Source organism: Saccharopolyspora indica (genome assembly GCF_027853965.1).
Lineage (GTDB): Bacteria > Actinomycetota > Actinomycetes > Mycobacteriales > Pseudonocardiaceae > Saccharopolyspora > Saccharopolyspora indica.
Genome location: NZ_JAQGLB010000021.1, coordinates 117,208 through 141,987 on the forward strand (window position 1 = coordinate 117,208; position 24,780 = coordinate 141,987).

The following is a 24,780-nucleotide window of genomic DNA, read 5'->3' on the forward strand; positions in this document are numbered from 1 at the left end:
GGTTCAGTCAGTATGTTAGGGTACCCTAATGACTCAATCCTCGACGCCTTCGCCGCCTGGGCTGGCCGGTCCGGGAGCGTTGGCGCGCCTGCTCGCTCCAATTCGGACGCATCTCGTGGTGTGCGCGATCCTGTCGACGCTGAGCGCGGCGGCGGGGATCGTGCCCTACATAGCTGTCGCGGAAATCGCGCGAGTCATGCTCAGCGGTCCCGTGACGGATCCCGCGGCCATCTGGACCTGGGTCGTCGTCGGTGCCGTGGGCGCCAGCGTGTGGCTGCTGCTGTTCGTGCAGTCCTCGCGAGTGGGGCACTTCGCGGACGCGAAGATCCTTCACGAGCTGCGGTCGCGGATCGTGCGCCACCTCGGCGCGCTGCCGCTGGGCTGGTTCCGCACCTCGGGCTCGGGCCGGGTCAAGCGGGCGATGACCGGCGACCTGGAGGAGATGCACGAGGTCATCGCGCACGCGCTCGGTCAGCTGACCGGGGCGGTCACGGTGATGACCGTCGGAGCGGGCTACCTGCTCTTCGTCGACGTCCGCATGGCGCTGATCGCGCTGGGCGTGCTGGGCGTGATGGGCGTGATGGCGATCTTCTTCCGCATCTCGATGCGGTCCATGACGGCTCACATGAACCGGTTGGTCGCCGCCGACGCGCGGATCAGCGCCGCCAGCGTCGAGTACGCCGACGGGATCCAGGTGGTCAAGACCTTCGGCACCGGTGGCCGCGTCCTGCGCCGCTTCGACGACGCCGTGGACGAGCACACCCAGGCCTTCGCGGCGTGGGTCGCCGAGGTGCGCTACAGCTCGGCCGTGTCGCGGCTGTTCGGCTCCGAGATGGCGGTGCTCGCCGTCGTGACGGCCGCCGGGCTGGCCTTCCTCTACAACGGATCGCTCGCCGTCGCGGACCTCGTGGCGTTCTTGGTCGTCGCGATCGGACTGCCGAACTCGATCATGCCCGCCGTCACCGCCTCCCAGGGCGTGCGCAAGGGCCGGATGGGCGCGGCCAACATCGAGAAGCTGCTCGCCCGCGCGCCGCTGCCCGAGCCCGAACGCCCGCAGGAGCCGAACGGTCACGGCGTCGAGTTCGACCGGGTCTCGTTCTCCTACGACGGGGTGCGCAACGCCGTCGAGGACATCAGCGCCGTCTGCCCGCCGGGCACGGTGACCGCGATCGTCGGGCCGTCGGGCGCGGGCAAGACGACGCTGGCGAGCCTGCTGCCGCGCTTCTACGACGTGGCGGACGGATCGATCCGGATCGGCGGTGTCGACCTGCGGTCGATCCCGTCGGCCGAACTGCTGGCGTCGATGTCGCTGGTGTTCCAGGACGTCGCGCTGCTGCGCGACAGCGTGGCGGAGAACATCCGCATCGGCCGACCCGACGCCAGCGACGCGGAGGTCCGCCAGGCTGCGGTCGCCGCGCACGTCCACGACGTGATCGAAGATCTGCCCGACGGGTACGACACGCTGCTCGACGCGGGCGGGGGCAGCCTGTCCGGTGGTGAGCGGCAGCGGCTGACGATCGCGCGGGCGATCCTGTCCGGCGCGCCGATCGTGGTCCTGGACGAGGCCACCGCCGCGCTGGACCCCGACAGCGAGGCCGCGGTTCAGAACGCGCTGGCCACCTTGGCGGTCGGCAAGACGGTCATCGTGATCGCCCACCGGCTGCACACGATCGCAGGCGCCGACCAGATCCTCGTGCTCGACGGCGGACGGCTGGTCGAGCGGGGCGGCCACGACGAACTGCTCGCGCGCGATGGGCTGTACGCCCGGATGTGGGCCGCACAGGAAGGAGTGCTCGCATGATCCGCCGGTTGTACCGGTTGTGGCCGCAGCCGCAGATTCTGGCCCGCCTGTGGCTGCTCACGGCGGCGCAGGCCGTCCTGCAGGGGCTGATGCTCGGCCTGCTGGTGCCGATCCTGGACGCCGTCGTGCGGTCCGAGCCCGACCTGGCCGCGGCCACGCCCTGGCTCGTGGCCGGCGCGGTCTGCGCGGTCTTGTACGCGGTGCTGAGCATCATCGCCAACCCGGTGGGCTTCAAAGCAGCGGGCGCACTCGCGGCACAGCTGCGGCGAAAGTTGATGAGACATGTGAGCACGTTGCCGCTGGGCTGGTTCAGCGCAGAGCACAAGGCGCGGCTCGCGCGCGGCGTGACTGCGGACGTGGGCGACGCCGCGCACCTGGCCGTCACGGTCGCCGGGCCCGCGATCACCTCGACGCTGCTGCCTGCGACGGTCGTCGCCGTGACGCTCGCGGTCGACTGGCGGATGGCGCTGCTGCTGTGCGTGATCGCGGTGTTCGCCTTCCTGGCGCTCAAGCGCGCCGCGCGGGTCGCCGAGATCGCCGAGATCGAGCTGGAGCGCGCGTCGGCCGGAGTCGCCAGCCGGGCGGTCGAGCTCGGCCAGGCCCAGCCGGTCCTGCGCGCCGCGGGTTACGCCGATGGCACACCGCGGATGCGCGAGGCGCTGGTGGACCACCGCGAGACCTATCGGGATGGCATGCGCCGCGCGCGGCGGCCGTTCTTCGTCTACACCGCCGTGATCATGGCCGGGTTCGTCGCGGTGCTCGCGCTGGTCGCCCAGCTCGTGCTCAGCAACAGCGTCGGGGTCGCCGAGGCGGTCGCGCTGCTCGTGCTGGCAGCTCGCTTCCTGGAGCCGCTCGGCAACCTCGTCGAGCTCATCGGGGCGCTGCGCGCGATGGCGAACAAGATCGCCCGGATCGAGGAGTTGCTGGCCACCCCGGCGCTGCCGGTCGCGGCCGACCCGGTGCGCAAGATCGACGAGGCCGACGTCGAGTTCGCCGACGTCACCTTCACCTACCCCGGCGGTGACGCTCCGGCGCTGTGCGAGGTGTCGCTGCGTTGCGGTCCGGGCACCACGACTGCGCTGGTCGGGCCGTCGGGTTCGGGGAAGACGACGGTGACGCGGTTGATCGCCCGGTTCTTCGACATCGACGCGGGGCAGGTGCGGGTCGGTGGTGTCGACGTCCGCGACCTCGATCCGGACGTCCTGCTCGATGAGGTCGCGATCGTCTTCCAGGACGTCTACTTGTTCGATGACACCATCGAGAACAACCTGCGGCTGGCGCGTCCGGATGCGACGTGGGACGAGCTGGCGGAGGTGGCCAGGTCGGCGCGGCTGGACGAGGTGATCGAGCGTCTGCCCGATGGCTGGAACACCCGCGTGGGTGAGGCGGGGGCTCAGCTGTCCGGTGGGGAACGTCAGCGCGTGGCGATCGCCCGGGCGATGCTCAAGCAGGCCCGGATCGTGCTCGTGGACGAGGCCAGTTCCGCGCTCGACCCCGAGAACGAAGCCGCCATCACGCAGGCCATCGCCAACCTCGGCGACGACCCGAACCGCACGGTGATCGTGATCGCGCACCGCCCCGCCACGCTGGCCGCGGCGGATCGCGTGGTCTCGCTCGACGACGGCCGGGTGGTCGAGACGGGCACGCCTGAGGAGCTGCTGCGCACGGGTGGGTCGTTTGCCCGCATCAGCAGTCAGTACGAGCGGGCACGGCACTGGCGGATCGCCGGCACGGCTGTCTGACCCGCGCGAAGGAACCGCCGGCGACCAACCCTCAGGGCTCGATGCGCAGGTAGCGGTGCGCGAGGTCGGTGATGTCGGCGATGAGCTCGTCGGACAGCCGGTCGATGTCCTCGGTCTCGTGGTGCAGCAGCGCGTGGGTGGCGCCGTACCAGGCGCTGTAGATCAGGTTCGCGGCCATCGCGGGGTTCGGGGCGTCCGCCGGCGGGTTCGGGCGCTCGGCGATGAGCCGCCGGAACGCTTCGACGTGCTCGTTCTCCGGGCTGACCTGGATCGTCGTCTTCGCGTTGATCGGGGTGTGGTCGTAGAGCACGTCGTGCAGCTCGGCGTGCTCCACGTACGCGCGGACCCCGTCGACGAGCCAGGCGTCCACGCGTCCGCTCCAGTCGTCGGCGGGCAGGCGTCGCACCACCGCGTCCTGCCGTTCGACGAGCCGTTCGACGAAGCGCGCCCGCAGCGTGAGCATGAGGTCGTGCTTCGAGCTGAAGTGCTGGTAGAAGGTGCCGATCGAGACGTCCGCGCGGTCGGTGATCTCGTCGATCCGGGCAGCGTCGATACCGCGCTCGACGAACACCCGCTCGGCCGCGTCGAGAAGGTCGGCGCGCCGCTCCTCGGCGGGTTTGGTTCGCGGGCGGCCCGGCGTCGATCGGCGCTGACTCATTCCACGAATTGTACGCATTCGGCAGGTGGAACCCCGTCGGTGCAGGAGTCACCTTCGCCGCACCGTTGCCAGGCAGCGGGTCCGTCCACGATGGAGAGACCGGCGAAACCGCTTGCCGGGCACGCACTGCGATCAGCCGGACACCCTGAGCGGCAGCTGTTTCGGCGAAATGATCTGCAACGGGTCGTCGAACTCGAGCGGTCGTCAGGCCTCGTCCATCGCCGGTGCGCCGGACCACTCGGCGAAGAACTCGGCCAGCGAGTCGAGTCCGGAGTTCACGCGGATGAACGCGTTCATCGCTTCCGGGTCGCCCTCGATGCCCTTGAGCACTCGCAGGAGATCGCCGGTCGGGGGCGCCAGGGTGGCGAGTTCGGCGGTGAACTCGTAGACGGGTAGCGCGTGTTCGTCGCGGACGGCCTGGTACTCGGCCATCGCGGTGTCGTAGGACTGCCGTCCGGAGAAGGCGTCGTCCAAGGCGTTGGCGCACAGCTCAGCGGCGCTGAACGCGTCGCTGATGCCCTGGGCGGTGATGGGGTCCTTGTTGTAACCGGCGTCACCGACCAGCGCCCAGCCGGGGCCGAAGGGCTTGCGGAAGAAGTTGGGCACTGCCATGCCCGCCAACCGCGCTTCCCGCCGCGCACCGCGAATCCGCTCCGCGAACGCAGGCACCAGCTCGAAGTTCTTGAAGTAGTTGCCTTCGAGGTCCTTCTTCATGTCGTTGAAATCCGCGTACGGCCAGGTGCCGATGACCATCGTCAAGCCGTCGTGGGTCGGTAATGCGGTGAACCCCCGGTAGGGGCGGGCGTAAGCCTCGAAGACGCCATCCATCTCGAGCCCGCTGAAATACGTGTAGTAGCCGCACATGAGCCGCGGTTTCTCGCGGTACCGCTGTGCTCCCACCGCCCGCGCGACCAGCGAGTTCAAGCCGTCAGCGCCGACCACCACGCGCGCGCTCTCGGCAACCACCGGACCGTTGCGCTCCCGCCCGCGAACTCCGACGACCCGGCCGTCGTCGCCGAAAACGACGTCGGAGACCGTGAAGCCCTCACGAACCTCGGCCCCGGCCTCCGACGCGGCGTCCACCAGCATCTTGTCCAGCACGATCCGGCGAGGCCCGTAGGCGGCCGGTTCCGCCACCGTTCCCGGGCTTCCGGAGATCACGAAGGAATCGAAGTCGTACGCGTACGTCCGGATGGGAGGGCATCCCGTGGCCCTCAGCCTGTCGAGCAGCCCCCACCTGCGCAGCGCCGCGACTCCCCGCGGTTGCAGGAGATGCGTCGACACCGTATCGCTGGGAAAGGTCGCCCGATCCAGGAGCAGAACGCGATAACCCATCCTCGCCAGCAACATCGCTGCCGGCGACCCCGCGCACCGCGCGCCCACGACGATGACGTCATAACCGGTTCGACTCATCCTCTGCCCCTCAATCAGCGATCCGACGACAGGAGGCCCCGGTGGCGGCTCGGCCGGGGCCGCACTGCCGTCCACGCTCAGGCCGCGGTCTCGGGCACGGCCTCGACGAGCGCCATGTTCATCTCTCGCGCCAGCGGCACGACCTCGGTGACGCGCAGTCCGGCCCGCGCGCAGAGCGCCGTGTACTCCGCCTGCGTGCGCTCCTGGCCGCCGACGGTGACCAGCATGTGCAGGTCGGTCAGGTACGGGTTCTCGGTGGCCTCGTGGTTGAGGGTGTCCGCGTTGGCCGTGTCGGGCAGCACCGGCTCGGCGATGAGCAGCCTGCCGTGGTCGGGGATGGCCTCCCGGCACCGGCGCAGGATCTGCAACGCGCGCTCGTCGTCCCAGTTGAGCACCACGTTCTTGATGAAGTACAGGTCGGCGCCCTTGGGGACCTCGGTGAAGAAGTCGCCCGCGACTCCGCGGCACCGCTCCTCCAGCCCGGCCGCGGCGATGGTCTCCCGCGCTCGCGCCACTCCGGCCTCGGTGTCGAACACCGTGCCGGTCAGGTGCGGGTGGCGGTCGAGGAACGCGGCCAGCAGCGAGCCGTCACCGCCGCCGACGTCGACGACCGTGCCGAAGCGGCCGAAGTCGTAGGCCGCCGAGATCGCCGCGGCCACCTCGTCGTGGCCGCTCTTCCTCATCGCCGCGTGGAACAGCGCGGCCAGCTCCGGTTTGCCCGACATGTAGTCGTACACCGACTGGCCGAACTCCGCGTCGAACGCGGGCCGACCGGTTCGCAGCGACTTCTCCAGGTTCAGCCAGTTGCGCTGGAAGTCCTGGTAGGTCATCAGCTTGGCGAAGTTGAGCAGCGTCCCAGGGGCACCGCGCCGCAGCAGTGCTCCCGCCTCGGTGAGCGCGAACCGTCCGGGGCTGCGCTCGGCGCACAACCCCAGCGATGCCAGCGCGCGCAGCAGCCTCTTCAACTGCCCCGCGGGGACGTCGCAGGCCGAGGCCAGCTCATCGGTGCTGGCCTCGGTGTCGCCGATGCGGTCGGCCAGGTCCAGCCGCGCGGCGGCGCCGATGGCCTGGGTGGCCAGCGTCCCGAAGATCGCTGCGGTCACGGTGCGGCGAGCGTCTGCCTCAGCGGTCATGAGCCGACCCGTCCCTTCCCGTCGTCGTGCCGAACGTCTGCAGCGGGTGCCATCTCTGCCCCTTCCGGTAGGACCGCATGCGGCTTGTCCGCAATTCGCACCAGGTCTCGCCATTCGAATTCCGCACCGAGTGGATCCCTTCTCACGGCGTGCCGACGATGGACAGGGCGTGGTGGAAGATGTTCAGCGGATCCCACTTCGCCTTGACTTCCTGCAGCCTGGGGTAATTGTCCCCGTAGTACAGCGTGTACCACGGCACGTCCGATGTGTTCCACTCCGGATCGGCGAGGTCGACATCGGCGTAATTGATGTAGGCGCCGGTGTTGATCGCGCCCGGAGCGGGCACCCCGCCGGTCGATGCGTGAATGTCGCGGTACAGCTCGCGGATCCACCGCAGGTGTTCGTCGTCCTCGGCCGGGTCTTGCCAGGTCACCATGTAGAACGTCTTCAGCAGGGCGCCGCGCGGGATGGCGGTGTCCGCGGACGGCACGGTGTTCACCCTGCCGCCGTAACCTATGTACTCCAGCGCCGAATAGGTGCCCCGGTAGTCGTCCCTGGTCAGATGCCGGTAAGCGGTGGCGAGCTGCTGCTCGTCGTGTGGGCCGCGCAGATCCGCCGACTTGACCTTGCACCGCAGTCCGATGGCGAACGGCCCGGTGTCCGGTACGGCGAGGTACTGGGTGGCCGACATCCACGGGAGCGACTGCCGCCGAACCGAAGGGACGATGTCGACGCCGGCGCCGAGCGCTTCGAGGAACGCGTCCATCCGGGCGTGGGAGTCCGGTGCGGCCTCGGGGACGTGCGCGTGCATGGCGATGTTCCCCGCCGAGCGGTGCATGCAGTTGACGAGGGCGTAGAGGTCCGCGTTCGGCGAGTCGGGTGCGCTGTTGGCCAGCTGCCAGTCCACGAGGTTGCCGATCAGCCGGACGAACCCGGCTTCGGTGAGGTCCTGCCACGGCCAGCTCACCTCCGCGACGTGCAGCGCGCTCGGCGGCCTGGGCAGCAGCCCGGCCGGATCGGTGCCGGATGCGTCGGGGGAGCGCATCCAGTACCGGGTGATCACGCCGAAGTTCCCGCCGCCGCCACCGGTGTGCGCCCACCAGAGGTCGCGGTTCGGGTCGTCCTCCTCGCGGGTCGCCACGACCGTCGACACGGTCCCGTCCTCGTCCACGACGACCACCTCGACGGCGTGCAGGTAGTCGACGCTGAGGCCCAGCGTCCTGGACAGCGGTCCGTAACCACCGCCGCTGATGTGGCCGCCGGCACCCACTCCCATGCAGAATCCGCACGGGATGGTGACGCCCCAGTGGTGGAAGAGGTCGTGGATCATCTTTCCCACCGGAGCACCGGCCTCGATGACGAAGGCGTTGCGCTCCCGGTCGAATTCGACCCGGGACATCGGCGACAGGTCCAGGATCACCCTGACGTCCGGGGCGGCCACGAAGTCCTCGCCGCAGTGCCCGCGCGACCGCACCGCTATCCGCTTGCCGGCCCGCACGGCCTCGCGGACCGCGTCCTCGGCCTCGCGCGGGGAGTGGATCAGCCGGAAGTAGTCGGGTTTCGCGATGAAGCGATAGTTGTAGGCGCGGCACAACGCGTCGTAGCGGATGTCGTCGGGCGTGACCGTCGAGGAGGGCGAAGCAGGTGCGTTCTGCTCATCGCGTTTCATCAGCTTGACAGCATCTCCAATTACTGGTCCGAAATGTGCGGCACCGCATGGCCGATGGTGTTCCGGTGCCCGAATCCGGTGCGGCGCTTTTCGCTGCCTGTCGGTCATCGCGCTCGCTTCCGGGTGGTCAGATCACCGTACCGCGACAGGGGCTTTTCTTGCGCACTACTCAAACCAAGGTTCGAGTTCGGCTAGATCCGGAGATGTAAACCCGTTGTCGACGGTGAACGCCCGTCGGTACGGTCGATTCCGCATGGAATGATGCGATCTGTCGCGCGCCCGAAATTCTCGATCCTTCCCAGGTTGCCTGAAAGAGGAACAGCATGAGCAGTTCGGCCGTCGAGGAAGTCTTCGCGGACAAGCTACTGAACGACTGGCTTTCCGGCGTGGGGCTCGGTATCGAGTACACCCGAGCCGAGGGGAACGAGCTGTACTTCGTGGACGAGAGCGGTCGGGAGGTCGCCGTTGTCGACTACGTGTGCGGGTTCGGGTCCTTGATCTTCGGCCACCACGACCGGGAGATCGTCGAGCACGTCAAGTCGGTTCTGGACAGCCAGATCCCGGTGTTGGCCCAGTTGTCCCGGCAGCCTCGGTCCAACGAGGTGGCGGTCGCGCTGAACGCGATCATGCGACGCGAGATCCCGGATGCGGAGCACGGCTACTCCGCCGTGTTCGCCAACAGCGGTGCCGAGGCCGTCGAAATCTGCATGAAGCACGCGGAGCTGGAGCGCCAGGCGCGGATATCGACGCTCGTCGACGAGCTGAAAGCGCATGTGCAGGAGGTTCGCGAGGCGGTGCGCAGCGGTCGCGCGACGCTGTCGGAGAACCGCTACGTCCAGGCCGACGGGCCGGCGGACGACGGCGACGCGTTCGAATCGCTGATCGCCGAGGTCGAACGCCGGAATTCCGCGGTGCTCTCCCGCGGGCCGGTGAACCTCGCTCTGGAGCACGCTTTTCACGGCAAGCTCGTCGCGAGCATCCAGCTCACGCAGAATCCGCAGTGGCGGACGCCCTTCACCTCGTTGGCCGCTTCCACCCGGTTCGTCCGCGCCGACCAGCCGGAGGAGATCAAGGCCGCGGTCGAGGACCTCCGGGAGAGCCTGCTGGACGTCGTGCTGGACGACGGTGCGGTGACCGTGGTGGAGCGGGACTTCCCCGCCATCGGTGCCTTCTTCGTGGAACCCGTCCAGGGCGCGAACGGCATGCGGCCGGTGACCGCCGCGGCGGCCAGGGCTATCCGGGAGGTCTGCGACGAGGTCGGCTGCCCCCTGGTCATCGACGAGATCCACAGCGGGATGGGCCGGACGGGCGCTTTCCTGGCCAGCTCGCACATGGGGCTGCGGGGCGACTACTACACCATCGCCAAGAGCCTGGGCGGGGGAATAGCCAAGAACTCGGTCGCTCTCGTGCGGCAGGACCGGTTCCGCCCGGAGTTCGAGGTGATCCACACCTCGACCTTCGCGAAGGACGGGTTCTCCGCCGCCATCGCCGTGAAGGTGCTGGAGATGCTGGAGGCCGACGACGGCCGGGTGTACACCACGGCCGCGGATCTCGGCGAGAGGCTGCTGGCGATGCTCAACTCCGTCAAGGCCGACTTCCCGGAGGTCGTGTCCGCCGTCAACGGCATCGGCCTGATGATCGGCCTGGAGTTCACCGACCAGACGAGCGCTTCCGCCGAATTCATCAGGGACAAGGCCCGGTCCGGGATGCTCGGCTACGTCCTGGCCGGATATCTCCTGCGGGAGCACAGGATTCGCGTCCTGCCCGTCGGACCCGCGGCGAACTCGGTCAGGTTCGAACCGTCCATCCTGCTGACGGACGCCGACATCGCGCGAACGGAGTCGGCGATCCGGGACGTCTGCAGGATCCTCCGGGACCAGGACGAGAAGAGCCTCGTCCAATGAGGACTGCGGCGCGCTCGACGGCGCACCTGGAGAGGGATCTGGTCGTACGTCGCGGAGAGGTGTCTGATGGCGAGCGGTGAACTGGTGACGGGATTGCTGGAGCACGCGCTCAGCGCCGCCTGCGCGGCCTCCCTGCGTGCCGCCGTGAACTTGGGTCTTCCCGAGGCTCTCGGCGACGAACCCACGACGGTCGACGACCTCGCCACGGCGGTCGGAGCAGATGCCGCATCCCTGCGGCGGCTGCTGCGCGCACTGACGTCCTACGACGTGTTCGCCGAGAACGACGCCGGCCGTTTCGTCCACACCGAGAACTCGCTGGCCCTCCGCGAGGATTCGCCGAACAGTCTCAAGTACCTGGTGCTGTGGTGCACCGAGCCGTGGCTCTGGCCGCTCTGGGCCCATCTGGACGAGTCGGTCCGCGCCGGGGGAGAGGTCTTCACAGCGGTCCACGGCCGGAAGTTCTACGAGCACCTGCACGCCGAGTGGCCGGAGTCGGCGAAGGTGTTCGACCGGGCCATGACCCAGCAGACCACGGTGTCCGCGATGACCATCGCGGACATGCTGCCGATGTCCGGTTCCGAGAAGATCGCCGACGTGGGCGGTGGGCAGGGAATCGTGCTCGCCACCCTCCTGGAACGCCACCCCGGGCTCACGGGAGTTCTGCTCGACCTGCCGGACGTGGTGGCCAACGCCGACGCCCGGTTGCGTCCCGGCGGGGAACTGGCCGACCGGGTGCGGCTGGTGGGCGGCGACTGCCTCGAGGAGATCCCCGCGGAGGCCGACGTGTACCTGTTCAAGAACATCCTGGGGATCGACGAGGACACATCGGTGCTGATCCTGCGCAACGCGATGCGGGCCGCGCCCCCGGGCGCCCGGATGGTCGTCGTCGACAACTTCGTCGACGACGGCCCCGGGCAGCGGCTGACCTCGGCCATGGACCTGCGGATGCTGCTGGTCATGGGCGGGCGCAAGCACAGCCGGGAGGGATTGCTGAAGCTCGTGGAGCGCGCGGGGCTGACCGTGCACGACGTCCGCCCGGTGGACTCGAACCTGCACATGATCGAGGCCACCCTCCCCGCTTGACCTGCGCACCCGCCGTGCTGCCGCCCCACGACGCTGTCGGGGCGGCAGCACGGGTTTTCGGGTGGCAGGCCGTCCGGGGCGAAACGCGCTCGCCGTCGTGCCGCAGCGGTAGGTGCGGGCGTGCTCAGCCGACGATGACTGCTTTGGTCTGCATCAGGAACTCGCCGAGATAGCCCTCGTGCGGCAGGCCGGGACGGGTCCAGGTGGTCGGGTGGTCGCCGACGTGGATCTTGTCGATGCTCGGCTCGGCGACCAGCGACTCGACGAGATCGGAGTCCCCGGTGAACGCGGTGAGCGACAAGGTGTCGCGCAACGGCGCCATCCAGTCACCGGTCCGCCGCCAGGGCAGCACCCACGCGCAGGGGAAGCCCATCTCGATCCGGGCCTGCGGGGCGTCCTGGTGGTCGAGCAGGAACACCGCCGGGCGCAGCACCGCCGAGCCGTCGCCGAGCTCGTCGACGACGGTGTCCGCGCCGGGCAGCGGGATCGCGCTTCCCGCCTTGGCCCGCAGGTACTCGTCCATCGCGCGTGCGGTGGCGGCCTCCCGGACCGGCAACCTGGCGCGCTCGTCGCCCGGCGGCAGGGACGGGAGTTCGCCCAGCCGTGCGGCGATCGCCTCGGCGACCGGGGCGGGATCGCCCTCGACGAACACCGCGGTCGCGTTCACGCAGCCGGTCCCGGCGTGACCGGCGATGGACTCGACGATGGTGTCCAGATGCCGTTCGGCATCGGCGTCGGCGGCGAGCAGGACCTTCGACCGTCCTGGGCCGAACGGCATGACGAGGGTGTCGGACCCGTACTTGCTGGCCACGTCATCGGCGCCGAACGCGATGGCGAGGTCCGCCTCGGTGATGATCCGGTCGGCCGTCTGGTGGTCGGTGGGCAGCAGCAGCACCTGGTCGTCGTAGCCCACCTGGCTCAGTGCGCTGACCAGCCGGTGCGGGGTGAACGGTTCGCGCTGCGAGGGCCGGACGGCCACCCGGTACCCGAGTGCCAGCGCTTCGAGCCAGGACGCGTGGACGGCGGGGGCGTTGGCCGGTGCGTGGACCATCAGCACCTCCCCGCGCCGGGTCCACACCCCGCTGCCCTGCTCGGTGCGCTGGTCGCGCCAGCTGTCCACCGCACCGACCGGGCGGGCCTGCCGCACGCTCTCGTACGCGGCCGCGGCGTAGTCGCCGACCCCGCGGGCCTGCTCCCGCACGATGGAGATCGGCATGCCGGACACCTCGGCCACGGTCCGGTGGTAGGACTCCGCGGAGATGCCGTCGACGCGACCGCCGGCGAACAGCCTGCCGGCTTCGGCCAGGAGCTCCGTGCGCCGTGCCGGATCCGGCGGGACGGCACGGCGGAGCGCCCGGATCGCCCGTTGCGCGAACAGCCACGGCACGAGGCTCAGTTCGGCCACCGGAGCACCCGTGACGTCGGAGACGAGCTGGACGTTCCGACTCCGGTAGGGCCCGTTCGCGCCGAGCGCGGGGAGTTCCAGCAGCGCGGTGGAACGGCTGCCCACGTCAGTAGACCCCTTCGATCACAGCGGTGTCGCCGAACTCCTGGACCGGCCGGAACTCGGCCACCGCGTCGCCGGGGTACCCGAGCCGGTGCGGGTGGCGGACACCGGTGTCGCGGTCCAGGTTGTTGGGCAGGAACAGGTTCCGCGTGATGTGGTGGGTCACCACCTGGCCGCGTTCCCCGTACGGCACGTTCTTCCCGGTGCCGGGGTCGATCACCGAGAACATCGAGAACGGCGAGGGCGGGTCGAACACCGGCGGGTCGGTGTCGGCGGCTCCGGGTCGTTCCGGCATGACGCAGAAGATCATCGTGCTGCCGAAGATGCTGACGAGGTCGACCTGCGGGAAGACCTCGGTCCGCAACAGCTGCCGGGTGTCGGGGTCCATCGACGTGCCGCCGTAGATGATCGTGTTGACCTTCTCATTGACCAGGTCCACCAGGTTGTCGCGCCGGCAGAGCGCCTCGATCAGCGGTGGGGTGATGACCATGACGCCGACGTCCTGGCTCTGCAGGATCCATTCGAGCTGGTTGACGATGTGCGTGACGTAGTGTTTGGCCTCCTCGGCCGCGCCGCGGCCGACGAGCAGCTTCACCCAGCGCGGATCGAGGTCCAGCGTGAAGAAGACGCTGCCGAACCGGTGCGCGGTGTCCTGCGCCACGATGCCTGCCATGTGCGGTCCGGCCGGCATGCAGCCGAGCCAGTTGTCCCCGTTGCGGATCCCGTGCTCCTGCAGCCGGTTGTGGTACCAGGCCCAGGACTGCTCGCGGACGTCGGGCAGGACGAACACCCGCTTCGGCGCCCCGGTGGTTCCGCCGCTCTCGCCCACCACCGGTGGCGCGGGCAGTTCGCCGATGCTTTCGTAGCCTCGCGGGACCAGGTCCTCCACCCGGATGTGCCGCAGCTCGTCGACGACGTTCGGGAACAGCGCGAGATCCTCCACGGAGGACACGTCCGTGCGCGGGTCGAAGTCCAGCTTCTTCGCCTGCTCCTGCCAGAACGGCGATCCGGTCTTCGGGTTGAAGTGCCATTCCACGGCTTCCTGGATGAGATCGCGCGAGTCCGGAGGGGAGTCCCACGGCACGTCGAGTGCGGATGCGGCCTGTTCGCTCATTGCCCTGCTCCTTGGCGTAATTCCGGGACGGTCGGCTGAGTGGCGGCTTGGTCTCGAACTCGAGCGCCGATGTGTGAACTCCGTTGCGGCGCATGCGGATTCTGCTCCGAACGTACAAGTCGGGAGGTGCGTTCGACCAGACCGGCACCGTCATCCGCTCGGCGCATCTGGTTCTACAACTTCGTTGTCGCAGAGCTGCGGGCATGCGTAGTGTGCTGTGAGTGCCTGCTCTTCGGCGATGAACGCCCGGATCGGACGAGACGTACCCCGTCGGTGCGCACGTCCTCGGCTTTGCGCTCGGGCACGGATGAATTGCGCCGAAGCGCCGGATCGGCTTTGTCCAACCCGAGGTGCGCGGTGCGCACCGCTTTCAAGCGATTCCACATCAGCGCGGGCAGGAGCGGAAGTATGGGTGTGCCGGGTTTCGACGTCATCGTGGTGGGTGCGAGGTGTGCGGGGTCGCCGACGGCGATGTTGCTGGCGAGGGCGGGGTACCGGGTTCTCGTCGTGGACAGGGCGACGTTTCCCAGCGATGCCCTCTCGACCCACCTCGTGCACCCGCCCGGCGTGGCGGCGCTGCGCCGGTGGGGCTTGCTGGACCGGCTGGTCGCCACGGGATGCCCGCCGATCCACACCTACGCGTTCGACTTCGACTCCGTCGTGGTCTCCGGGAGCCCGGGCACGGCGGAGGAACCGGTCGCGTACGGGCCCCGGCGCACGGTGCTGGACAAGATGCTGGTGGACGCGGCCGCGGAGGCGGGAGCCGAGGTGCGCGAGGGATTCGCGGTCTCGGAGGTGGTCTTCGACGACGACGGCCGGGTCGTCGGTGTTCGCGGGCGGGAGCGCGGTGGCCCGCTGGTGACCGAGCTGGCCCGGGTGGTCGTGGGAGCGGACGGCCTGCACTCGCCGGTCGCGCGCGCGGTGCGGGCGGAGCAGTACAACGAGCAACCGCGGTTGATGGTCGGCTACTACAGCTATTACAGCGGTCTGGAGATGGACGGTGTTTTCAAGGCCCATTCCCGTCCCTACCGCTCGTTCGGGGCCTGGCCGACGAATGACGGTTTGACGCTGGTCGGCGGGTGCTGGCCGTTCGCGGAGTTCAACCAGGTGAAGAAGGATCTCCTGGGCAACTACCTGAAGAACTTCGAGCTGGCGCCGTCGTGGGCGGAGCGCATTCGCGGTGCGCGGCGTGAAGCGAGATTGGTCGGAGCGGCGCTGCCGAACTTCTTCCGCACGCCCTTCGGGCCCGGCTGGGCGCTGGTCGGTGATGCGGGATACTGCAAGGACTTCTTCACCGCGCAGGGGATCAGCGATGCGTTCATCTCCGCGGAGTTGTGCGCCGGCGCCTTGGACGAGGCGCTCTCCGGAAGGCGGCCGTTCGACGCTGCGATGGCCGACTACCAGGCCGCCCGCGATCAGCACGCGCAACCCGTCTACGACTTCACGGTCCAGGTCTCGACGCTCGAACCGTCCGCGGAGTTCCAGAAGGTCATGGACGGCATCGCAGGCGACCAGCGGGCGATGGACTGCTTCGCCCGGGTCAACGCGGGGGTGACGCCCATGTCGGAGTTCATGGCCGAATGGGGCACCCCCGCCAGCGGCACGGCGTGAGCCGCTCAGGCGTTCCGGCCGACGTCGGCCGGAACGCCTGAGTGCACGAGCACGCCGGATTTCCACACCCGCGCGATGCGGTCCGGATCGGCCAGCGCGGTGATGTCGGCCAGCGGATCCGCGTCCACCGCGAGCAGGTCGGCGTCGTGACCGGGCGCCAGCTCGCCGGATCGCGGGGCGCGAGGTCCGAGCGTGCGGGGCCCGTTGGCGGTCGCCGCCTCGATCGCCGCCAACGGGCTCAGCCCCGCGGCCGAGAGGTGCGCGAACTCGCTGGCGTGCTGCCCCCAGGACAGCGGTCCGCCCCGGTCGCTGGTGCCCAGATCGGTGCCCAGCGCGATGGTCACCCCGGTGCGGTGCGCGAGCTGGATGGCCTGGAGGTGCCGCTCGGCCATGATCTCGAAGCGGTCCCGCCAGGTGGGCGGCAGCGCGGCGGCGTTGCCCCGGAGGGCCTCGTAGATGGTGCGGGTGGGCACCAGGACCATCCCGCGTTCGGCCATCAGACCGGCGCATTCCTCGTCGAGCTCGGTGCCGTGCTCGACGGTGTGGCAGCCGGCGTCGATGGCGGCCATGATGCCCGCCTTCCCGTGGCAGTGCGCGGCGACCACCCGTTCGGCGCGGGCGGCTTCGCCGACGATCGCGTGCAGTTCATCGCTGCGGTACTGCTGGTGCCGCGGGTTGTCGAGTTCGCTGAGCACCCCACCGGAGGTGCAGACCTTGATCACCTCAGCTCCCGCCCGGAGCTGTAGGCGCACGGCCCGGACGCACTCGTCCACCCCGTCGGCGATGCGCAGCGTGCCGCCGCTCCGGCAGGGATCGGTCACCCAGCTGTGCGGGAGGCGGTGCGCGTCGCTGTGCCCGCCCGTTTGACCGATGACCTGGTTCGCGCTGTAGATGTTCGGGCCTGCGAAGGTCCCTTCCCGGATGGCCTCCGCGAGCGCGCAACCGTGGCCGCCCATGTCGCGCAGGCTGGTGAAGCCCGCGCGCAACGCGGCCTCGGCGTCCTTGACGCTGCGCGCGACCGCCAGCGCTGTCGGGGTGAGCATCAGCTCCTCGGTGTTGACCCGACCGCGAATCCCGGCGAAGTGCACGTGGCAGTCCCACAACCCGGGCAGCAGGGTGGCCACCCGGGTCGGCGTCAGGGCGCGGTCGTCGCCGGTCAGCTCTGCCGTGGGCCCGGCGAAGCGGATCCGGCCGTCGGCGTGCACGACGGTGCCGTTCACGACGGGTTCCCCGGAGCCGGGGATGAGGAGGTCGGCGTCGATGCGCTGTGTCGTCATCCCTGCTCCTCCGCAGCCGCGCGCCGCGCGATGTCGGCGCGGAGCGCCTTCTTGTCGATCTTGCCGATGGCGGTCGTCGGCAGCTCGTCCACCGTCTCCACCAGCTCGGGCAGCTTGTACGCGGCCAACCCGAGTTCGCGCAGGAACCGGCGCAACCCCAGCAAGGTGAGCTCCGCTCCCGCCTGGAGCACCACGTAGAGGCAGACGATCTCGCCGTACAGCTCGTTCGGCGCGCCGACCGCGGCGCAAGCGCGCACGGCGGGATGCCGCGACACCATCATCTCCAGGTCCTCCGCGGGGATCTTCTCGCCGCCGCGGTTGATGATGTCGCGAACCCGGCCGCTGACGACGAGATCACCGCCGGCCGTCCGGACCGCCAGGTCGCCCGTGCGGTAGAAGCCGTCCGGGGTGAACGCCTTCGCCGTCGCCGACGGATTCCGGTAGTACCCGGCCACGGTGTAGGGGCCCCTGGTGAGGAGTTCTCCCGCGGTGCCGTCCGGAACCGGGCGGCCGTCCTCGCCCACGATCAGCACCTCGTCCAGCGGTGAGGCGGGGCGGCCCTGGGTCTCGACGATCGCCGTCTCGTCGTCGTCGAGCCTGTTGTAGCAGAGCAGGCCCTCGCTCATGCCGTAGCACTGCTGCAGGAGCGCTCCCAGCACGGGACGAACCCGGCTCGCCAGTTCCGGCGTGGGGCGGGCGCCACCGACTTGGAGCACGCGAAGGCTGCTGAGGTCGGCTGTCGTCTCGGCTGCCGCGCTCAGCCACTGCATGGCCACGGTCGGGACGAGCGCGCAATGCGTCACCCGCTCCCGCTCGATCAGCTCGAAAGCCCGCCGGGGATCGGTGGGATCGCCGAGCACCACGGTGCCGCCCTGGGCCAGGGTGCCGAGAACTCCGGGGCAGTTCAGCACGAATCCGTGGGCGGCGGGCATCACGGCGAGGTACACCGAGTCGTTGGTGACCTCGGCGATCCCGCAAGCCGTCCGGATCATGTACGCGTAGCCCGCGTTGCCGCGCGGGATCACCTTCGGCGGGCCGGTGGTACCTCCGGAGAGCAGGAACACCGTGGCGTCGTGCACGGTCGCGGCACGGCCCGGACCTGCGGCAGGGGCGTCCGGTCCGGCCCACGGCGCACCCGGATCGCACAACGCGGCGAGGTCGACGTCCCCGTTCTCGGCGTCGCCGAGGGACAGGACGTGCGCCAGGAACTCGTGCTCCCCGCGCAGGCGCCGCGCTGATTCCAGCGTGCCGGCGCGCCTGCCGTCCGCCGCCACGGCGAGGCCGACCGGTCGGGCCGCCCGCACCACGTGCTCCAGCTCGTAGTCGCCGAAGCCGGGCAGGACCAGCACCGGCGGGGCGCCGATGTCGATCAGCGCCAGCACCAGCACCACGAACTCCGCGCAGTTCGGCAGCTGCACCACCACCCGGTCACCGGCCCGGACGCCGAGCCCCCGCAGCCGCTGCCCGGCCGTGGTGACCGCCGAGTCCAGCTCGCCGTGGGTCAACCGCACCGACGAGGTCACCAGGGCATCGCGGGCGGCCGAACGGCTGCGCGCGGCGCGCAGCAGGTCGGCGATGCGCTCCTCCCGCCAGACACCGGCGCGCAGGTACTCCTCGGTGCGGCGCCGGTCGATCGCGGGCACGTCCGGATCGAGCAGCCCGGTGTCGGCCAGGGTCATCGGGGCATCTCCCGGATGTCACCGGCGAGCTGGTCCACTGTGTAGTCCTCCTGGTCCCAGAGGCTGATCTTGATGCCGAACCGCTCCCGCAACTGGACCTCCAGGTCGGTGGTCTCGGTCGAGCTGAGGCCGAGATCGGCGCGCAGCCGGGTGTGCGGCTGGATCTCGTCCAGTGCGTTCTCCGCGATGCCGATGTCGAGCAACAACTGCTTGAACAGGTCCACGGACACGGTGGTGCCCCCTCGCGTTCGATGATTGGCGCCGAATCCGGCGAGCGTTCCCGAATATCGCGGAACTGCGCTTTCGCCTGGCTCCAGCGAGAGTAAACGCCCTGCGCGGCCGAGGCAACGGTGTAGTACGCCGGTCCTAGAGGTAGTACTGCGGTCGAAACCCGTTGCAGGGGCGGCGGGGGTCGTACAACGGCATTAGATCAACCGGTGTATTTCCCGGTGACGACCCGGTTTGGGAGTCTTGGCCAAGCCGGACGCGAAATCGCAATCCTGCGGTGCGTGGCGGCCGTGGTGAGAATCCGCGCTGATCCCGGGTGGTGCCACCTCGGATCGAACATCCCGGTACCCGAGTCTTTCGGGTGGCGCGTGCCCGGTGTCCTGGAGGTGGACGGTGGAGCAGTCGTACGCGATTCCCTATCCGAAAGTCGGATCCGTGCTCGGCGAGCAGGAAATTCACGTGCTCACCCAGGTGGTGAACTCCGCCGACAACCTGTCGGCGGGACGGTGGCGGGAGGAGTTCGAACGGCGCTTCCGCGAGCACCTCGGCGTGCCGCACGCGCTGTCGGTGACGAGCGGGACCGTCGCGCTGGAGATCGCGATACGGCTGCTCGACCTGGACGTCGGCGATGAGGTCATCGCCACCCCGCAGACCTACCGGGCCAGCGTGCAGCCGCTGCTGAACTACCCGGCGAAGGTGCGCTTCTGCGACGTCGAGCCGGGCTCGCTGAACATCGACCCGGCGAAGATCGAATCACTGATCACCAGCCGCACCAGGGCCATCATCCTCGTGCACTACGGCGGCATGCCCTGCGACATGGACGCCATCATGGCGATCGCCCGCAGGCACGGCATCACGGTGATCGAGGACTGCGCCCACGCGCTCGGCTCGGAGTACCGCGGCCGCAGACCCGGCGCGCTGGCCGACATCGGCTGCTTCAGCTTCCACTCCAGCAAGAACATCACCACCCTCGGCGAGGGCGGGATGATCACGCTCTTCGACCGGGCCCTGGCCGAGCGGGTGGATCGCATCCGCTCCAACGAGGCCGACGCCGTCTACCACGAGAAGGTGCGGGCCATCGGGGAGCGCACCAGCGCACATCCCTGGATGCTGCACCCCGGCTACGCCTTCACGCACGGCTGCGCGACCATCCGCTACGGCGGCACCAACGCCACCCTCGCGGAGCCGAACGCGGCCGTGGGTTCCGTTCAACTGGCCAAATTGGACTCCCACGTGCGCAGGCGGGCGGAGATCGCCGCCGCCTACACCGAGGTGCTCCAGCGGTTTCCCGAGGTGCGGACCCAGCAGGGCCCGGAGCTGATCCGGCACGGCCACCACCTGTTCACGTTCTTCGTGGACCCGGCGGGCGGCATCCTGCGGGATCGGCTGGTGTCCCGGCTCGACGCGCTCGGCGTGCAGATGCAGTTGCGCTACTTCCCGCTGCACCTGCTCGCCGAGTGGCGCGCGAGGGGGCACGACGTCGGTGAGTGCCCGGTCGCCGAGCGCATGTGGTTCGAGCAGCAGGTGAACCTGCCCTGCCATCCGGGGATGACCGATCAGCAGGTCGACCAACTGGTGTTCTGGCTGGACACCGTCCTCCGCGAGGAGGTCCGGAGCGTGCCGATCGCGGCCGGAACGGCCCGGAAGGTGAAGGGGTGAGTCCAGTGTCCGAAGTGGAGCACTACGACGTCGTCGTGGTGGGCGGTGGCCCGGTCGGTCTTTCCTCGGCGTGGCACGCCGCCCGGCGCGGTGCGCGGGTGGCGGTCTTCGAGCAGCTGGCGTTCGGCAACGAGGAGTGCGGCACCAGCGGCGCGGAACGGCACTGGCGCCTGCAGTACACCGAACCCGACCTGTGCCGGCTGACCGGGGAGGCCCTGCCGCTGTGGCGAGAGCTGGAACGGGCGACCGGGCACCAGCTGCTGCACGCGTTCGGCAGCCTGTGGTTCGGCGACATCGACGTGGAGACCAACGAGGGCAAGATCTCCGCCACCGCCCGGACCATGGACCGGCTGTCCATCCCGTACGACTGGATGACCGCGGCAGAGATCGAACGCCGCTACGGGTTCACCGATCTGCCCGGCCACTACGAAGGTTTCGTCCAACCGGACGGCGGGGCGGCCGACGTGCGCGCCACGGTGGACGGCCTGCTGCGGCTGGCCGAGGAGAGCGGCTGCGTGCTGCGGGCGGGGGAGCCGGTGCTCGAACTGGTTCCCGACGCCGACGGCGTGCGGCTGCGCACCGCCAGCGGGTGGTGCCGGGCGGGCAAGGTGGTGCTGGCCAACGGCCCGCACGCCAACAGGCTGCTCGAACCGCTGGGAACCCGGCTGGGGTTCAACGTGTTCGAGATGGCGCTGGTGACGCTGCGCCAGCGCGATCCCGGCGCGCGCTACCCGTTCTGGTTCGTCTTCCAGCAGCCGACCGAGGAGGACACCAACCTGTTCTACGGGTTCCCGCCCAACGCGTGGGAGGACACCGACCAGCTCCGCATCGGTTCGGTGTTCGAGGTCGATTCGCTGGCCGAACCCGAGCAGGCGACCGGCACGCCCGATCCGCGCCACGTGACCAGGGCCTGCGACTGGGTGCGGCAGCACCTGCCGCTGGTCGACCCGCGGCCGCTGGCGCGCGGCACCTGCCTCGCCGTGCTGCCCGCCGATCCGCAGCGGCAGTTCTTCCTCGGCACCGCCCGCGGCCTGTTCGACGGCGGCGAGAACGTGGTGATCTCCACCGGCGGCTGGGGCTTCAAGTTCGTGCCGCTGCTGGGCAAGGTCTGCGCCGAGCTGTGCGTGGACGGCGCGACGAACTACGACGTCGACCGGCTCGCGCTCCCCGAAACCACCCCTGGACGTTCGTTCGCCCACGGAGGAGAACTCAGGTGACTTCCGCAGCACCCCGCACCGGTACGCGCCAGGACCGCGCCGTCGCCGATGTCGCCGTCGTCGGGATGGCGGGCCGCTTCCCCGGCGCCCCCGACATCTCCACCTACTGGCACAACCTGCGCTCCGGCGTGGAGTCGATCCAGCCACTGACCGAGGACGAGCTGCTCGCCGAAGGGCTCGGGAAGGAGCTGATCGGCGGTCCGGACTACGTGCCGGTCGCCCCGGCGCTCGACGGGATCGACCTCTTCGACGCCAGGTTCTTCGGCTTCACCGCGCGGGAAGCCGCCCTGCTGGACCCGCAGCAGCGGCTGTTCCTGGAGGTCGCCTGGCACGCGATGGAGCACGCCGGGATCGACCCGGCCCGGTGCGGCACCGCCGGTGTGTTCGCCGGCGGCAACATGCCCGCCTACCTGATGTCCAACCTGCTCGGCGGCAGCCGCATCGTGCTCGACTCGGCGATGTTCGAGCTGCAGATCCACAACGACAAGGACTACCTCGCCAGCCGCACGGCCTACAAGCTCGGGCTGACCGGCCCGGCGGTGAACGTGCAGACGGCGTGCTCCACCTCGCTGGTGGCCGTGCACCAGGCCGCCGCCTCGCTGCGCTCCGGTGCGTGCGAGCTGGCGCTGGCCGGCGGGGTGTGCGTCCGGGTGCCGCACCGGGTCGGCTACCGCTACGAGCAGGGGCTGATCTACTCGCCGGACGGGCACTGCCGCCCGTTCGACGCCGACGGCGCGGGAACGGTCTTCGGCAACGGGGTCGGCGTCGTGGTGCTCAAGCGGCTGGCCGACGCCCTGCGCGACGGTGATCAGGTGCTCGCCGTGCTCAAGGGTTCCGCGGTGAACAACGACGGGATGGACAAGGTCGGCTACACCGCACCGAGCGTGCGCGGGCAGGAGGCGGTGGTCGCCGAGGCGATCGCCGACAGCGGGGTGCCCGCCCGGTCGATCACCGCGGTGGAGGCGCACGGCACCGGCACCCACGTCGGCGACCCGATCGAGATCACCGCGCTCACCAGGGCGTTCGGCAGGTCCACCGAGGACACCCAGTTCTGCGCCGTCGGCTCGGTCAAGTCCAACATCGGGCACCTGGAGTCGGCGGCGGGCATCGCCAGCTTCATCAAGGCCGTGCTGCAGCTCCAGCACCGGACGCTGGTGCCCAGCCTGCACTTCCAGCGGCCCAACCCGCGCATCGACTTCCCGGCCTCGCCGTTCTTCGTCAACGCCGAACTGCGCGACTGGCCCAACGGGGAGTTCCCGCGGCGCATCGGCGTGAGCTCCTTCGGCATCGGCGGCACCAACGCGCACGTGGTGCTGGAACAGGCACCGGAACCGGAACCGGCACCACCATCCGATCGGCCGCAGCTGGTGGTGCTCTCCGCGAAGACGCCGACGGCGCTGGACGCGCTCACCGCGAGCGTCTCGGAGCGGCTCGGCGAAATCGAGCGGACACCGCTGGCCGACATAGCGCACACCCTGCAGTCCGGGCGGTCCGGCATGCGCTACCGGAGGGCGGTGCTGGCCGGGGACACCGCCGAAGCGGCGGCACTGCTGTCCGGGGCCGATCCGGGCCGGGTGCGCAGCGCGGACGCGGGCCTCGGCCCGGCGAAGGTGGTGTTCCTCTTCCCCGGGCAGGGCGCGCAGTACGCCGGGATGAGCCAGGACCTCTACGAGAACGAGCCGGTGTTCGCCGAGGCGATGGACGAGGTCGCCGGGCTGCTGGCCGAGCCGCTCGGCATCGACCTGCGCACCGAGCTCTACCCGGACGAACGCGCCGAGGACGGGCTGACCCGGACCACGCTCGCGCAGCCCGCGCTCTTCGCCACCGAGTACGCGCTGGCCCGGCTGCTGCTGTCCTGGGGCGTGCGGCCGGACGTGATGGTGGGCCACAGCGTCGGCGAGTTCACCGCCGCCTGCCTGTCCGGGGTGCTCTCGCCGGCGGACGCGGCGCGCCTGGTGGCTTCGCGCGGCAAGCTGATGCAGGACCTGCCGCCAGGGGACATGGTGTCGATCGCGGCCGCCGCGGCGGACGTCGAGCCCGTGCTGCCGCCCGGGGTGTCGATCGCGGCGGTCAACGCGCCCGAGCTGTGCGTGGCCTCCGGACCGCGGGAGGCGGTGGCCGCCCTCACCGAGCGGTTGGCCGCCGAGCAGATCCCGGCCCGCCCGCTGCACACCTCGCACGCGTTCCACTCGTCCATGATGGACCCGATCGTCGAGCCGTTCACCCGCGTCGTGGCCGAGACGCCGCTCGGCGCACCCGACCGGACGATCATCTCCTGCGTCACCGGGGAACCGCTCGACGCCGAAACCGCGGCGGACCCGGCCTACTGGGGTGCGCACATGCGGCAGCCCGTCCGCTTCGCCGACGCGGTGCGCACGGCGGTCGGCGACGGGCCCGCCGTGCTCGTGGAGGTGGGGCCGGGCAACACGCTCAGCACCTTGGCGCGGGCCGGTGAGTGGAGCGGTCGGCCACGTCCTGCCACCGTCACCACGATGCGCAGGCCGGACGAGTCCACTCCGGACGGTCAGGTGCTGCGCACCGCGGTCGGTGACGTCTGGCTGTTCGGCGGCGCGGTGGACTGGACCGCGATGCACGAGGACCGGCGCAACCGGGTGGACCTGCCGGGGTACCCGTTCCAGCGGGACCGCTACTGGATCGACGCGCGCGGTCCGGCGACGAGCGCCTCATCGCTGGCCGTCGACGTCACCGAGCACGAGGAACCCGCAGCCCAGCAGCTCGCCAAGGCCGCCCGGCCGAGCAACCTGGTGACCGGCTACGTGGAACCGGCCGACGAACTGGAAACCACGATCACCGAGGTCTGGGAGGAGCTGTTCGGCATCGCGCCGATCGGCACCCAGGACAACTTCTTCGAGCTCGGCGGTCATTCGCTGCTGGCCACCCAGGTGCTCAACCGGTTGCGGGCCGCGGTCGGATCCACGGTGCCGCTGGACAAGCTGCTGGCCGCACCCACCATCGGCGGCCTGGCCGAGCAGTTGCGCGGGGCGGACCCGGCCGAGGGCGACGACCGGCGGCCCGTCGGCGTCCCCCGCCCCCCGGCCCCGGTCGAGCCGGTCCCCCGCCCCCC

Annotated in this window: 17 protein-coding genes; 8 read left to right on the plus strand and 9 right to left on the minus strand. The window is 70.1% G+C overall.

The window, feature by feature from the left end; genetic code table 11:
• Positions 1-115 precede the first annotated feature (115 nt).
• Together OU416_RS32940 and OU416_RS32945 are read left to right on the plus strand one after the other, a co-directional pair.
• A complete protein-coding gene (locus OU416_RS32940; protein WP_270930966.1) occupies positions 116-1,801 on the plus strand; it encodes an ABC transporter ATP-binding protein in 1,686 nt (561 codons plus the stop codon).
• Positions 1,798-3,543 carry an ABC transporter ATP-binding protein gene (locus OU416_RS32945; RefSeq protein WP_270930967.1) on the plus strand — a complete coding sequence of 582 codons (1,746 nt, stop codon included), beginning with the start codon at positions 1,798-1,800 and terminating at the stop codon, positions 3,541-3,543. The genes OU416_RS32940 and OU416_RS32945 overlap by 4 nt, the downstream gene beginning before the upstream one ends.
• A 31-nt stretch (positions 3,544-3,574) precedes the next feature.
• On the opposite strand, the gene OU416_RS32950 is transcribed toward OU416_RS32945, so the two are convergent.
• The 4 genes from OU416_RS32950 to OU416_RS32965 form a co-directional block, all read right to left on the minus strand.
• The gene (locus OU416_RS32950) at positions 3,575-4,201 is read right to left on the minus strand and encodes a TetR/AcrR family transcriptional regulator (protein ID WP_270930968.1); all 627 of its coding nucleotides are present in this window, start codon (positions 4,199-4,201) and stop codon (positions 3,575-3,577) included.
• 204 nt (positions 4,202-4,405) lie between these two features.
• A complete protein-coding gene (locus OU416_RS32955) occupies positions 4,406-5,614 on the minus strand; it encodes an NAD(P)/FAD-dependent oxidoreductase (protein ID WP_270930969.1) in 1,209 nt (402 codons plus the stop codon).
• 77 nt (positions 5,615-5,691) lie between these two features.
• Positions 5,692-6,747, minus strand: coding sequence for a methyltransferase (locus tag OU416_RS32960; protein WP_270930970.1), 1,056 nt, complete (start codon positions 6,745-6,747; stop codon positions 5,692-5,694).
• A 142-nt stretch (positions 6,748-6,889) separates the two neighbouring features.
• Positions 6,890-8,416 carry an FAD-dependent oxidoreductase gene (locus tag OU416_RS32965; RefSeq protein WP_270930971.1) on the minus strand — a complete coding sequence of 509 codons (1,527 nt, stop codon included), beginning with the start codon at positions 8,414-8,416 and terminating at the stop codon, positions 6,890-6,892.
• Positions 8,417-8,739: 323 nt separating this feature from the next.
• Between OU416_RS32965 and OU416_RS32970 the strand changes: the two genes are divergently transcribed.
• The gene (locus OU416_RS32970) at positions 8,740-10,320 is read left to right on the plus strand and encodes an aspartate aminotransferase family protein (RefSeq protein WP_270930972.1); all 1,581 of its coding nucleotides are present in this window, start codon (positions 8,740-8,742) and stop codon (positions 10,318-10,320) included.
• A 66-nt stretch (positions 10,321-10,386) separates the two neighbouring features.
• Positions 10,387-11,403, plus strand: a complete 1,017-nt coding sequence (locus OU416_RS32975) for a methyltransferase (RefSeq protein ID WP_270930973.1) — start codon at positions 10,387-10,389, stop codon at positions 11,401-11,403.
• 124 nt (positions 11,404-11,527) lie between these two features.
• On the opposite strand, the gene OU416_RS32980 is transcribed toward OU416_RS32975, so the two are convergent.
• Both OU416_RS32980 and OU416_RS32985 read right to left on the minus strand, forming a co-directional pair.
• Positions 11,528-12,913, minus strand: coding sequence for an aldehyde dehydrogenase family protein (locus OU416_RS32980; protein WP_270930974.1), 1,386 nt, complete (start codon positions 12,911-12,913; stop codon positions 11,528-11,530).
• A 1-nt stretch (position 12,914) separates the two neighbouring features.
• A complete protein-coding gene (locus tag OU416_RS32985) occupies positions 12,915-14,024 on the minus strand; it encodes a phenylacetate--CoA ligase family protein (RefSeq protein ID WP_270930975.1) in 1,110 nt (369 codons plus the stop codon).
• A 408-nt stretch (positions 14,025-14,432) separates the two neighbouring features.
• Here OU416_RS32985 and OU416_RS32990 point away from each other — a divergent pair, with 408 nt between their 5' ends.
• Positions 14,433-15,635, plus strand: a complete 1,203-nt coding sequence (locus tag OU416_RS32990; protein ID WP_270930976.1) for an NAD(P)/FAD-dependent oxidoreductase — start codon at positions 14,433-14,435, stop codon at positions 15,633-15,635.
• A gap of 5 nt (positions 15,636-15,640) precedes the next feature.
• Here the strand turns inward: OU416_RS32990 and OU416_RS32995 are convergent, their stop codons facing one another.
• From OU416_RS32995 to OU416_RS33005, 3 genes are read right to left on the minus strand one after another with little or no spacing between them, the layout of a single operon-like run.
• Positions 15,641-16,912 carry a metal-dependent hydrolase family protein gene (locus OU416_RS32995; protein ID WP_270930977.1) on the minus strand — a complete coding sequence of 424 codons (1,272 nt, stop codon included), beginning with the start codon at positions 16,910-16,912 and terminating at the stop codon, positions 15,641-15,643.
• Positions 16,909-18,591, minus strand: a complete 1,683-nt coding sequence (locus OU416_RS33000) for a (2,3-dihydroxybenzoyl)adenylate synthase (RefSeq protein WP_270930978.1) — start codon at positions 18,589-18,591, stop codon at positions 16,909-16,911. Before OU416_RS33000 ends, OU416_RS32995 begins: the two co-directional genes overlap by 4 nt.
• On the minus strand, positions 18,588-18,821 hold the full coding sequence (locus OU416_RS33005; RefSeq protein WP_270930979.1) for an acyl carrier protein: 234 nt from the start codon (positions 18,819-18,821) through the stop codon (positions 18,588-18,590). Before OU416_RS33005 ends, OU416_RS33000 begins: the two co-directional genes overlap by 4 nt.
• A gap of 391 nt (positions 18,822-19,212) precedes the next feature.
• Between OU416_RS33005 and OU416_RS33010 the strand changes: the two genes are divergently transcribed.
• From OU416_RS33010 to OU416_RS33020, 3 genes are all read left to right on the plus strand, one after another.
• Positions 19,213-20,478 carry a DegT/DnrJ/EryC1/StrS family aminotransferase gene (locus tag OU416_RS33010; RefSeq protein ID WP_270930980.1) on the plus strand — a complete coding sequence of 422 codons (1,266 nt, stop codon included), beginning with the start codon at positions 19,213-19,215 and terminating at the stop codon, positions 20,476-20,478.
• Complete coding sequence (locus OU416_RS33015; protein WP_270930981.1) at positions 20,475-21,695, plus strand: NAD(P)/FAD-dependent oxidoreductase; 1,221 nt, start codon at positions 20,475-20,477, stop codon at positions 21,693-21,695. The genes OU416_RS33010 and OU416_RS33015 overlap by 4 nt, the downstream gene beginning before the upstream one ends.
• Positions 21,692-24,780: type I polyketide synthase (locus tag OU416_RS33020; RefSeq protein WP_270930982.1), on the plus strand; the 3,089-nt coding region annotated here is incomplete at its 3' end. The genes OU416_RS33015 and OU416_RS33020, both read left to right, overlap by 4 nt.

Bases quoted from the DNA above. Each gene is read 5' to 3' on its own strand.
- OU416_RS32945 (WP_270930967.1), top strand. From the start codon at position 1,798: ATGATCCGCCGGTTGTACCGGTTGTGGCCGCAGCCGCAGATTCTGGCC.
- OU416_RS32950 (WP_270930968.1), bottom strand. From the start codon at position 4,201: ATGAGTCAGCGCCGATCGACGCCGGGCCGCCCGCGAACCAAACCCGCC.
- OU416_RS32955 (WP_270930969.1), bottom strand. From the start codon at position 5,614: ATGAGTCGAACCGGTTATGACGTCATCGTCGTGGGCGCGCGGTGCGCG.
- OU416_RS32960 (WP_270930970.1), bottom strand. From the start codon at position 6,747: ATGACCGCTGAGGCAGACGCTCGCCGCACCGTGACCGCAGCGATCTTC.
- OU416_RS32965 (WP_270930971.1), bottom strand. From the start codon at position 8,416: ATGAAACGCGATGAGCAGAACGCACCTGCTTCGCCCTCCTCGACGGTC.
- OU416_RS32970 (WP_270930972.1), top strand. From the start codon at position 8,740: ATGAGCAGTTCGGCCGTCGAGGAAGTCTTCGCGGACAAGCTACTGAAC.
- OU416_RS32975 (WP_270930973.1), top strand. From the start codon at position 10,387: ATGGCGAGCGGTGAACTGGTGACGGGATTGCTGGAGCACGCGCTCAGC.
- OU416_RS32985 (WP_270930975.1), bottom strand. From the start codon at position 14,024: ATGAGCGAACAGGCCGCATCCGCACTCGACGTGCCGTGGGACTCCCCT.
- OU416_RS32990 (WP_270930976.1), top strand. From the start codon at position 14,433: ATGGGTGTGCCGGGTTTCGACGTCATCGTGGTGGGTGCGAGGTGTGCG.
- OU416_RS32995 (WP_270930977.1), bottom strand. From the start codon at position 16,912: ATGACGACACAGCGCATCGACGCCGACCTCCTCATCCCCGGCTCCGGG.
- OU416_RS33000 (WP_270930978.1), bottom strand. From the start codon at position 18,591: ATGACCCTGGCCGACACCGGGCTGCTCGATCCGGACGTGCCCGCGATC.